At 44.4% G+C, this 12,434-nt stretch carries 7 protein-coding genes; all 7 read left to right on the forward strand.

Translation table 11 applies throughout. The features are described 5' to 3' along the window. Positions 1-173 precede the first annotated feature (173 nt). Positions 174-491, forward strand: coding sequence for a hypothetical protein (locus PGW94_RS03695; RefSeq protein WP_271758761.1), 318 nt, complete (start codon positions 174-176; stop codon positions 489-491). 68 nt (positions 492-559) lie between these two features. After that, positions 560-988 carry a TrbC/VirB2 family protein gene (locus PGW94_RS03700; RefSeq protein WP_271758763.1) on the forward strand — a complete coding sequence of 143 codons (429 nt, stop codon included), beginning with the start codon at positions 560-562 and terminating at the stop codon, positions 986-988. Positions 989-1,836: 848 nt separating this feature from the next. Then, the gene (locus PGW94_RS03705) at positions 1,837-2,217 is read left to right on the forward strand and encodes a TrbC/VirB2 family protein (RefSeq protein ID WP_271758765.1); all 381 of its coding nucleotides are present in this window, start codon (positions 1,837-1,839) and stop codon (positions 2,215-2,217) included. A gap of 359 nt (positions 2,218-2,576) precedes the next feature. Then, entirely contained in the window at positions 2,577-2,948 is a 372-nt protein-coding gene (locus tag PGW94_RS03710) for a TrbC/VirB2 family protein (RefSeq protein WP_271758767.1), read from the forward strand. A gap of 112 nt (positions 2,949-3,060) precedes the next feature. Next, positions 3,061-5,550, forward strand: a complete 2,490-nt coding sequence (locus PGW94_RS03715) for a VirB4 family type IV secretion system protein (protein WP_271758769.1) — start codon at positions 3,061-3,063, stop codon at positions 5,548-5,550. A gap of 635 nt (positions 5,551-6,185) precedes the next feature. Then, positions 6,186-11,570, forward strand: a complete 5,385-nt coding sequence (locus PGW94_RS03720; RefSeq protein ID WP_271758771.1) for a glycine-rich domain-containing protein — start codon at positions 6,186-6,188, stop codon at positions 11,568-11,570. Positions 11,571-11,925: 355 nt separating this feature from the next. Then, positions 11,926-12,434, forward strand: a 509-nt coding sequence (locus PGW94_RS03725; RefSeq protein WP_271758773.1) for a hypothetical protein, incomplete at its 3' end; no start/stop codon positions are given.

Here is a 12,434-nt window from a genome sequence, read left to right on the forward strand (position 1 = left end):
GAACGCCCGTCTCATGTAGTCGTTAATAAAATGTTTAGTAATTTCTTCTACGTCAATGGCCCGCTGACATTAAGCCATTTGTGGGGAGATTTTCTTAGTGAGATTCACAACATTTGCGATGCAATCAAACAGGCTGAATATTCCTAATATCTACCACTTTGTTTTGTCATCCTATGAAGCAGCGTGCTGTGGGTACCCGACGGTTACATCACTTCTCTGCTTGCAAGGGGCCAGGTGTTGTTTTTTGGCCAATGCGGGACTACAAGGGTGAAAGAAGTAAGCAATTGATCATTGTAAGTAACCAGAGATTCTATCGTGTGGACAGCTTACGCAAGGAGTCTACTGCGTGGAATACTGCAGTGAAGCGGGGAAGTTCAAGCAATAAGCGGGAACAAATGCTCATTGCGGCTTTTCACAAAAGTTTTGGAGAACAAATGCGTTCAACAGCATCGCATAGTTACCTATATGCTCTATCACACAGTGCTTCATGATGTGTATTGTTGTTTTAAGTCAGCATTTCTAACAGGTTTTTTGTGTATGCAAAAGGAGGAAAGGAAAGATGGTGAATAGTGAAACAACATTGGGGAGCAACCTCAAAACTAGAGCATTGTTTATAATTTCACGTATGTTTATGTGTCTTGTCTTGCTACTAGTGCTGGATGAAGCACACGCGCAAAGTCGCGGTGCCGGGACAGGAACGGGGAATCCTCTCGCAGGGCAGAATACACCACCGTTAGCAGCTGACAGTGAAGAGATAACAAGCAAGGTCATATGCAACGTAGTGAGATTCGTCAGAGGTATTGGTTTACCGATAATGACTGGAGTTATAGTGGGGTCAAGCATAATGGCCATTTTTGGACGCATGGCATGGCCTGCCATTGCAGCATTGATTGTCTTCACTGCAATATTTTTTGGTGCCGAAAAAATGATAACCAAATTCGCAGCGGGTGTTAGCAACGCACAGTCCCACAATTGTGACACGGTGTGAACACTGCCTGGGTCAAGTAGACAGCGCTGGTTACTCGCAATTAGTAGCCAGTGCATGTCGCTCGTCAGGCGTGGCGCCGCATGATGTGGCTCAGCGTATTACATCACGGTTAGTCATTATGCGATGTTTTTTAACCATGATTGGCCCATCAGTAGCGTTGTCGTTTTTTACATTACGGTCGTAAGTGATGGGTGAAGAATACCGAAGTGTCAAAGTAATTAGGATCAGCAAAACTCGCGCTTTATGCACAATGAGCGCAATATAATATGCAGTTCCTACCATATACGCGTCCGCAAAAGAAAGTTACTATAGTTCCGTAAAAGGTGCGTACCGCCAACGATACGCGGAAAAATAGTCACACAGTAAATTCTGTTTTTACACAACGAGCACTTTTCCTGCGCGCAGGAAAAGCAGATATTCATAGTGCAATTAAAAAGCAAGGCACGTACAGTAGTGCGCATAAATACAGAGTGTACCTTATACGCGTTTTGAGATATGAACCGTCAGCCATAACGCTATGCGCCAACTTTTATACACCAGTGTGTAATGAGTGCTCGCTAAAATTGTATATATCCCTGCGATTCTCTGATTTTCAACAAAATTACAATGTTAGCCGGCAGAAAATACGGCAGTTTTTATTTCTTTACAGACTTTTTGCAGGAATTGCCGGTGATAATTCCTGATTAATCATAAATTAACCACTTATCTTATAAGATGCAAACAACGTAAGTTGCTCACGGGGCTCGAAGCTCGCTCATGACGAACGACCACGCATATGTACTGTGCTGTGAAGGGTTATGTAGGCACGCTACTCGAGTCCCGGAGTAGGCATGCATTTGGAGTAAGTTATGTTGGGATTTGCAGGATTTTGTAGATATGCGTGTTTAGTTTTTGTGGCGTTATTCCTCATCAATTGTGTTTCTTGTGGAAATGCAAATGCTGGTGAAACCGGCCCGGCAGCAGGAGCTGCAGGAAAGAAGGATACTACTGTACAGGTCATATGCAATGTAGTGAATTTTGTGCAGAAACTAGGGTTGCCCATAATGACTGGAGTCATTCTCGGGTCGAGCATCATGGCGATATTTGGTAGACTTGCATGGCCGGCAATTGCGGTACTTGTAGTTTTTACCGCGATATTTTTTGGGGCAAGCAAAATCATGACGAAGTTTGCCAGTGGCGTTTCTGGTATGAAGGATGACAAGTTTTCCTGTTCTACCGACAAGAACTAGTTAGGTAATTCAGTAGGGCGCATTCGCGATTATGTCCGTTATCAGTGTCTGCGCCTTCCTCTACAGTGTGCCATATTAAAATGCATTCTGACTAGCCTTCTGTGTTGCGCATCCCGCCATTACTAAGATGAGATGGAAGTTATTAACTTTCAGATAATTATTTTAATAAAATTTAACAAAAATTGGCTGTGCTGTTGCGGCATGAATTAGTGCGTGTGGAACAATATGCCCAAAAACCATCTCCTATACAATACTCTAAAGCGGCATCTGAAGAAATCTCCATAAACATAATTCCTAGATGTGTGCGAGAGATTGCTATATAAGGTAAAGTAAATAAATTCTTAAACAAGGTAGCTTAAATGTTTACGAATATATTACGCACCTGTGTCGCAAGTGTTACTATATTTATATTTTTGATGTTCCCTATGGTGTCTGTAGGGGCAACCGGTACACGTGGCTACGCATCTGATGAGGAGGTAGTCTCTAAAGTTATTTGTAATGTAGTAGTGTTTGTACAGAAACTGGGATTACCCATAATGACAGGCGTAATACTTGGGTCTAGTATCATGGCAGTTTTTGGTAGATTAGCATGGCCGGCAATAGTTATGCTGGTAGTTTTTACTGCAATATTTTTCGGTGCTGGAAAATTAATTGCCAAATTTGCTGGGGGCATTGCAGAGCTTGGAGCAGAGGACTTTGACTGCCATGTGCTGGCGGGAAGGGGTTTTTAGATGTGTATGTATTCTTAGCGCCCTATGACTTCTGCGAAGTATGTGGGGCGGAATACCATAGATAGTTCACGGAATGTTAAGTGTAAGAATGTACTAGAGCATCCTGTGTTGTGTGAGTAATGGTCTTATCCGAGAGGCTGTGCCAGTGTCTTTTGTGCGTGATATTGTTGCAAGATTGCGTAAAAAAGCTAACGATGACCATGCTACGCCAGAAGAAGAACATCGTGGCTCCGAGAAAGCAAAGTCATCCTACGCGGAGTATGTGACTCCTGCATGCCATTACAGTGAGGATACTCTGCTAAACAAAGGAGGCGAGCTCGTTCAGATAATACAGATCGTTGACTACGAGAAGTGTACTGCGGAAGGGACACTGAGAGACGCTATAAGAAGGAGTATTGCCAACATTGGCGATCCCGATATTGCCTTTTGGATATATACTGTTCGTGAAAGGAGAGAGTTCGATCTGGAGTGGAAGAATACAGGGGATTTTTCTGATGATCTGCACCGTGTTTACAAGTCTTCGCTTGACGAAAAGTACAAGACTTATGCGAACAGGGTGTATGTTGCTGTGGTAACAAAGCATCTGGCAGAGGGGCTAGATGGCCTTATGCACTCATTGCTATTTAATAGAGTTGCGAAGAGACACAAAAGTTACCTAACTGTGCACGCAGAACGCCTTTCGCGGGTAACGGCACTACTACTAAAGGAGCTGGAAGGGTTTTCTGTAAACAAGCTAGGTCTAATTCGCTGCAAAGACGGTCGTTGGCGCTCTGAGCTTCTGGAATTTCTAAGTTATTTGGTTACTTTTCGGCACAGAGAGTGCTATCTTGAAATGTGTGATAATGCCCACACGATTTCAGCTGGGTGCGATCTGAGCATAGGTTTTAACACGCTCAAGGTTGTTGACGGTGACCAGGTTAAGTATGGTACCATCCTTGGCGTTAAAAACTTCGTGGGTGAGTCTTTAAGTGCGGTTGATGAGTGTCTGCAGCAAGACTGCGAGTTTATAGTCGTAGAAGTACTGAGATTCATCGAAGGTCGAGTGCTCAAAAATGTTTACAATCGACAGATGACTCTGCTTGATGTCAGTGGAGATGATGAGCTAAGGGATGTAGGGCATTTGTCGGACATACAGGGCATAGATGACCACTCATACGGCGACTGCTGCGAAAGACAGGTAAGTTGCACTGTGATAGCGGACAGCATCGAGCATTTGAGGCGCAGTGTTTTATGTATGGTTTCGGCATTTTCCACTATAGGTGCACTGGTAGTTAGGATCGATCTTGCATTAGAGGATTATTTTTGGGCGGCGATGCCCGGGAACTTTCGCTACGTTTTGCGCATGGATGCGGCCTTGGTTAAGCTTGCATGTACCTTTTCCGTGCTACATGAATTTCCTTCTGTGTCTACGCGAAACGGACACTGGTCAAATGCTATTACGATGTTTTTCTCTACAAAGGGTTTGCCATACTTCTTCAGTTTTCGAGCTACAGATTCTGGGCACACGGTGTGTCTTGGGCCACAGAATTCGTCTATGACGCTGCTGTGTAATTTTCTTCTATCGGAGTCTAGAAGATTGGGTACCAGGGCGATCGTGTTTGATTACAGCGGAAAATCGGTGATATACACAGCTGCGGTTGGGGGCAGTTATCACAGGATAGATGACAGGCCGGATCGTTCCAGTCCCACATTCAGTCCTTTTCATCTTAAGGACACAGAGGAGAACCGTGATATTGCGACGGAAGTTTTATGTAGAATGGCAAGGCCTGCACTAAATCCACCTACTGATGAGGATAGAAAGGCAGTGCGCAAGGTTGTAAATGATATTTATTCGCGGCCACTTAAAAAGCGCACTTTAGACATGATAAGTAAATGCATTGGCGTTTTAGGGGGGCATATAAGGCATTGGACAGAGGGCGGGAAGTTTTCTCACATGATTAGCGACTCTGTGAACATAAAGTGGGATGCTGAATTTTTGGCTATCAATGCAGGTATGCTAATAAACAAGCTGGAATGTTTGTCTCCTGTTCTATATTACTTACTAAGGGAGCTAGAGAGTCGCTTGGATGGCTCTTCACAGGTGATTTTGGTGCTGTACGAGTCCTGGATATTGGATACGGTATTTTATACAGAGGCTGAGTTTGATGATTGGGTAAATAGGCTTAGCAAGCTAAATGTGGTGATAGTTTTTGCGTCGGAAAACATCAGGGCCATATCCTCAAGTAGGGTTATTAGATATGTCAGCAAGCACGCAGATACCAGAATATTTATGCCCAACTTTATGATGAGCAGTAAGCAGCATGGAAGGATGTTTGGTATAACTCAGGAGGAAATAGACACAATGCTGCAGATCTCGCAGAGTGAGGGGCACTTCTTCTTGAAGCAGGGCGATCATTCCGTAGTTCTATCTCTCAAGCTTCCTAGAAATGAAGTGAGGGTTTTGTCTGCCAATCGCACTACGATCAAGATCATGTACGAGTCTGTTGCAGAAGTGGGCGATGATTGGTGGGATACTTTTCATAAGAAGTGTGATTCTGCGGAAGGTACATATGTTAGTCATCAGCTTCAGGATGAATCAAAGGAAAGTTACCAGCCGACGTAGTTCAACAGTTTGCATTCGCTTGCCTGTATGTGTTGTATGTTCAAAACTTGATATGGCCTAAATGTCTCAAGGTGGTTACGGCCTTATGGAATGTTATAGGAAACTGATTTCCATGTTGTCGAAGCGGTAGTGTGTAAGGCGTAAGAGCATCTGCACTCGCTTTTCATAATGCAAACTCTCTTCAGCCGACATTTCCCCAACGTCTAACATCAGTTTTGTGTTTCCCTTGTAGCATGCTTTATGCTCAATATTCTAATTTCACGCAAATCCTAGCATGGCTCTTCACAATACCTGTGTGCCCATACAGCCAGTGATGTAGTAGGAGTGCATACTAAGCTCTTTGTAAGAATTACCTATTTCTTATCGTCCTAATTAACTCACTGCGGCCAACGCCTCTGTACGCCTTCGGGTAAGGATTGCGCAGAGTAAGCATTAATCACGAGCCGGAGATACAGGAGTCGTTAATAGGATATAACATCAAGATCCGGTATCTTTTTCGAGATACGTTCTTGTACATTCGGATGTGTATAGATATTTTGAGTTGATTTTAATATTTCTTTAAGTCTATTCATGTGAACTGAATTATATTGACCGAAATATACTAATGCGTAAGTGCTCAATATGGTCTTGTTGTTATGCCAGAATATAAAGTGAAAAAATATATGTCGAAGGCGCCGATGGTAGCGCTTACGCGTGGTCTAGTATTTTTCTTTATAACCATAACATGTTTTTTTATCTCTGTTCATGTTGAAGCGGTTGGCTTTACACAAGACAAATTTATGCCAGCTCCCTATCGCCGAGGGGATACGGGGTTTTTTGCGACGCCTGAGATATTGGTCGAGTTACTACCTTCCGTGTTAGGAAGTAGACTTGGTTCTGTGATTCTGAAGATGGAAAGGTGGGAATACGACTCTGTTGATCTTGGGCAAGCCGTTGGATACGTTAAGCGAGAACAGGATGGAAAGCTTAAGATGTGTGCATGCACATCCGCGGGGAACCTTCTTAGTGCCAATCTCCGTACGGAACTGGAGTATAAAAGGAGAGAACAAACCTCTTTGCTTACGAACTATGATAACCTGGATCTTGATAAGAGGATCGAAGACGAATGTATCGCAATGCAGGCGCAGCGGGGATGTGTCGACGTGACTACAATCACGCCGAATCCACCATCGTTTTGTAACGTATTTTTAAAAGAGTCACTGATGTATGCGCTTCCGCTTGAGTTCAGCCAGCAGTCTTACTTTGCTCCGGGATTGAGAATGTTTCGTGACGAAGCAAAGAACTCGTCACGTGCGGGCGGCCACAGAGCATATAAAGCAAAAAGCGTATACCTTGGGGAATATGAAGGTTATAGCACAGGAAAGTCTAGGGGGCAGACGCGTTTTAGATGTAGAGGTGCGAAGACATTTTATGAGGCTATTGTAGGCGTAAAGAATGGTTGTGGAACGATTCCATCAGCAGATGAAATTCAGTCAGGATATGCGGTAGCAAGATACGATGACCTCGTATGTTTGCACTACAAATACAATGGCAACGTATCTACGGACTGTGTTCCATTTCCGGAAATGAGCCATCCGACAGTCACTGCGTCAGTTACCGGGTTAAACATAAAATTTCCGGACTGTCGCGACAAAAATGGGGGAAAAAGCAAATATTGCGATTTTGAAATGACGCATGGTGACGTGGATCAAGATTTTGATTTTGCTGTAATCAAGCCCAAGCTGAATATGGACACTTATGATTTTGAGCTTGTGTCTCAATGTTTAGACGAGGACGGTAAGGTTACAGGTCGCGCGTCAGCAAGTTCGGACTGTAGCAGAACTAAGATGTTGTACGCAGAAGATCATAATGGTAATGTGACATGCTTTGTCAGTATGAGCCGACCGTCCAACAGGTTTTACATTAAGCGAGGAGACAGGAATTACTGGCTTAGGAAACTACCAAAAGTTCTTGTTGCGAGCAGCTTTGATAGGAATTTGCGTAAATACGCACAATGTGATGATAGTAAAGCCGTAGACCTGTCTAGGATGCGCCAAGCTGATATTGACAAAATGGTCGTGAGAGGCAGCTTTTTCATTATGCCATCTAATAGCCGCGGGAATAGTGCTAATAAGCATGGTGGTGTTTTGTGTAGGGATAACATGTCGTATCACTATAGCAATGAGCGCGCATTTCCATACAGTGGACAATGCAGTGTCACGGGAAGTATTGGTGTATTGCCCGGCTATTGTAAAACTAGGTACGAAAGTATAGACAATTTCGAGAAGGTTTTCTTAACTGACGCCGAAGAGCCCGCTATAGATCACGTTATTCCACTAAATCCTATGCTGCAGGGGCTATGCGTAAGTAACTTCCCGTCCCATAGTTACAAGTATGAGAAAAAGTCTAAAGCTGCAACTGCCGTCAAAAATACAAATCCGGGCACATACATTCTAGAGGTTAGCCCGTATAATGCGTCATGTGATTTTCTTAAAATAGAGCTGTGGGGTGGTGGGGAAGCCGGATCACTCCCCGTGGGTGGCGGGAGATCAGGTGAGTATGTTATGGGTATCCTGAAACCTGAGCCAAAGAAGCAGAAGTATCTCACAATTAATGTGGGGCGAGGAGGTACGGCGGACATTGCTGACAGTGCTGGTAAGAGGGATCATGGTCGCAGCACCGTGGTGTCGCTATGCGACTCGCCGAAGGACAAAACATGCCCTATAACTCTGATAGCTCGTGGTGGAGGACATGTAGCGTCGAAAATAAACCCTACAGGTCTCAACGCCTTAACACATTATAGACTCGCTGAGGGCATTGCGAGTGGTATAAGTAAGGATGAGGTATATCTACCGTACCAGAACGATAAAAAATCTGCAGGGCGAACGCATGTTAGCGACGTCGGCTGTGTTCGCGGCAGCAACGATAACGGGACAGATATTAAGGCTGTAGCTCGCAGTTTATTACCAGGAGCAGGAGGGTGTGCCCGCACTGATGTCGGCCTAGTTCAGAGTGGTGCTCATGGTATGGTAAGAGTTACCTGTGAGAAGTGGTCAGGGTCTATGGGCAAAATCAAAGAGTGGGATAAGAGCACAAGGTGCAACGAAGACACCATGGATCACCTTGATACGCTTCGGCAGCATGCAGAAACTGAGCAGCTGAGTAAAAAAACGAGAGGTTTTTTCGGTTTTACAGCTACAGAACAATTCTGTGAGTCACTAGAACGGTTCCCACTGTTTACCCAAGAAATTGGTGTATATTCTGAAATAGTTCTAGGCGAGTTGAAAAGCTTCAGTAGTCGGTCTGATGCAGATAAATGGGTTCAGTCTGCTATAAGAAAACTTCGTGGTGTGCTAAATAGCGAAACAGGTATATTGAGCTTACCATTCCCGGTATCGGGATCTGGTCCAGCGGTTTTGTCGGCTACAGACCGAAATATGGATCTAATTACTTCAAGTTTTGCTGAACTTTTGCGGAGCAATACAGAAGTAGTGGTAGACCGTAAACAGTACAGAGAGCTCGTCACGTTCCTTCGGGATTATACAACGGATCGCGGTTACAACGTCACAAAGGTATTTCATGCGTTGCTCCATGCGGACGTTGCAAAACAGGCTGCTGAGAGTGAGAAGTTAGTGGATTGGCTCAAGGCAATTACCAAGGTTGTGAAGCAGCAGGACACGGTGTTTAAAGATCAGGCTCGTGCAGATCAATGGGTAGACGATCATGCGACGACATTGAAAAAGATTCTTCAGGAAAAGGACAAGAAGATCGTGAAGGTGTACGACATACTATTTCCCGGAAGTTCAACAAAGTCTGGTGGTAAAATGCTGTCTCCCGGCGATATTAGCAATATTATCGAGACCATTGTCACAGACTTTAAAGAGTTCATATCTGGTGAGATTGTGGTATCTGCTGGCGCTAAAGCTAAATTGAACGTGGCAAAAATCCTTAGGCAGTTGCGTAAAATTGCGACCGAGAGAAATACCCCGACAAAACACGTCTTCACACACATTGCCAACGACGATTTTGCCGATAAAGTTTCAGGTATCTCAGGGTTTGTTCAGGAACTGAGGAAAATACATCGCGTGGTTAGCGGCGATAAAAAGGCTTTCGACAGTAAACAGGAGGCGGATGCTTGGGTAAAAGAAACTTCTAGTAAGCTTGGCAGTATTCTTGAGACAGAGCCTGAAATAATTAAATCATACGAAGAAGCACGCAAAAAAGCAGGATTACCTGTCAGGAGCAAAGATGTAAGCAGAGAAGAGATGTATAAATCTTTTGTTGAACTTGTGGGTACTCGGGCAGTAACAATAGATTCTGAAATTTATGATGCGCTACAGCTGTTCAGAAAATATTCGTATGATGCACCTTTGTCCCGGGAAAGCCAACAGTTGTTTGATGGTCTTACGGATCTTGACTATGTGGAACGTATATCTGCTGCGCTAAAAGCGTCGCGCATCACAAAATACGTGCGTGATATTATCCACGAAGGCCCCGGTAGCAACAATGCAGACGTCAACACTCCAGAGGGTAAGAAATTTCGCACAGTTTTTGATAAAGTAATAATGAGTGACGTTGGTGCGGAAATATTGGGCGAACAAAATGGGGCTAAACAATTGGTGGTCAAAAGGGGATTTACAGAGCTTCTGGACCATATTGCCGCAGACAAAATAGCAAAGCAGATAAAGCCTCATGGTGTTATAAGTATGCTAAAGCAGGCGTTATCTGATACGGCCAATGCTGGTATACAGCACGATTTGCGACTCGATCATTTAGTCTCCAGTGGATCTCGCAGTGCAATGAAGAGATCAAACTGCTATGTCATGGGCCTGCATTATTTTGCTAAGGGCATGAATGCAATAATGGGTACTATGAGTAGTGCGCAGCTGTACGCGGGAGTTGACGTAGATAACGTCAAGGCTAGCATATTGCACGATTTGCTACGGTGTGTAGAGGTTGAGCACAATGTTATTGCAGATGATCTAGGTCCCCAGGTTACTGGCGATCGAGGTGTTGCAGGCATCAGTGAATTTGTCAGTGATGTACTAGGTGGCGTTCTGGAAAAGGCGCTCTATATGGGTGTGGTAACGAGTTCCGAAACGGAACTTAGAAAGAAAATGGAAGAAATCTTGAGGCACACTACGCAATTGGGCAACATTGACAACAAGGCGCTAAAAATAATTGCTGACGAGACATTCTTGTCAGCAGCAGATGCAAGATTTCGTGGCGTAATAGATATATTAGCTGATATAGCATCAGGACCGGTTAACGAATTTGCGACAGAAGTAGCTGCCCGTAACTACACGCACGAGTTTAGTGGAAGCGTGATGGACATTTTCCGCAATAACGCAAAACATACATACACGTATGCAAGGCTAAGAGCAGTCATGTTGCACCATCCCGAGTTCTTTTCATATCCCAGGAATGCTAGCATTTTGAAGGAAAAGCGAAAGGCATACCAAAGAATGCTTGCTTCTAGGAATAAACAAGAGCTTCTCATGCACAGTTCCCAGGCGCATGAGGAATTCAGGACTGGGTTGGGTAATATTTTAATGCGCAAAAATGTCAGCCGTAAAAACGCAACCAATGTCACCAAGGAACAGATTGTCCAGGCTATACGCGAGATATATGGGTTCACAAAATCTAATATTCCGGAAATTGGCTATGTTTTTGATGTAATGGCTAAGCCAGGATTTGCGGATTTGGTGACAGGTACAGCTTTTGGGGAATTTTTGGTACGTGACTTGAAGCCCGCACTTGATGACAAGAAATTGGGTTCTGACCATTCGTATAACGACGTTTTGGATAGGCTGAACGACGTGATGCAAATGAAAGAAAGCATAGCGATTCTGCGAGAGTATGGGAGACTTTATACGGAAAGTGCGCACATGATTGGCATCGTTAATCCAGACGCTTCGAATGCGATTGCACTAAACATTGCCAAAGAAAATGTTCCATTTGGTCCGACCTTGACGGTTCACAATGCCTTCTACAGGCTTCTTACCAAAAAAGTGCGCACAGGAACCAGTAGCTTGGAATAAAGAGCGTGCTTGTATGCCAAGGTACTATGACAATACTAGTCATCACGCTTTTGGCCAAAATCTTCAGAGTATCTATGGCCAGGTTGCGGTAGTAAGTTATTTTGGCAACACGCCGGATGTTTGTCCTCTTTAAGTCTAATATGGCTGTCAGTAGCACATATGCACTTTTACGATAAGGTCAGGGTTCTAGCTACGTGCACCCCAATAGTAACCTTGTGGCAGTACGCCCTATAGAAATAAACTCTGAAGAGATAGCAGTTATATTCTTTTCTACTGTAGGTAGGTAGAAGTTAGCGAATTTTTAATTTGGCTACGTTACTTTGCCAGGGCAAGGGTATTTTACGGTGTGAGTAGTATGGCAACTCGCTGCAGTGTTGTGTTGCTCTCAGTAGCGCTATGGTTTTGCGTAGTTTTTTCGGTACATGGCTCGGAAGTTGAGCAGGAGGAGTGCAAGCCCGTCTATCAGAGTGCTTCTGACAGTCCGATGGTTGCATCTTCGCACGTGTATGAAGACCGTGATAACGCTCGTATCAGGGTGTGTGGTGCGAAACCTGCGTGCAGCAGTTGTCAAGAAATGGCTCCGGGGGATTGTAGATATATCTTTCCAACCTATGTTATGGCCTATGCCAGCAAGAACGGAGACGGTAAGGAAAAGGTGTGTGCATGCCAGGTTTTTGCGTGCAAGCTTCCGTGGGACCCGCTAGGCTGGAGTGGAAAGTGCATGTCAGGTGGCGAGTTGGGATGCTATGCCAAACCTGCAAACCGCGACACTGAAACGTTTCCTGAGTCAATGTGCGCTGGAGTTGACGATAGCATACGCGTGAAATTTGTTCCCATGGCGTTTGCGCTACAAGATTACACTAA

This window comes from Candidatus Anaplasma sp. TIGMIC (genome assembly GCF_028204095.1).
Classification (GTDB): domain Bacteria; phylum Pseudomonadota; class Alphaproteobacteria; order Rickettsiales; family Anaplasmataceae; genus Anaplasma.

What these genes read in the sequence shown, in the direction of transcription:
- PGW94_RS03695 (WP_271758761.1), top strand. Translation starts at nt 174, where the DNA reads ATGAAGCAGCGTGCTGTGGGTACCCGACGGTTACATCACTTCTCTGCT.
- PGW94_RS03700 (WP_271758763.1), top strand. Translation starts at nt 560, where the DNA reads ATGGTGAATAGTGAAACAACATTGGGGAGCAACCTCAAAACTAGAGCA.
- PGW94_RS03705 (WP_271758765.1), top strand. Translation starts at nt 1,837, where the DNA reads ATGTTGGGATTTGCAGGATTTTGTAGATATGCGTGTTTAGTTTTTGTG.
- PGW94_RS03710 (WP_271758767.1), top strand. Translation starts at nt 2,577, where the DNA reads ATGTTTACGAATATATTACGCACCTGTGTCGCAAGTGTTACTATATTT.
- PGW94_RS03720 (WP_271758771.1), top strand. Translation starts at nt 6,186, where the DNA reads ATGCCAGAATATAAAGTGAAAAAATATATGTCGAAGGCGCCGATGGTA.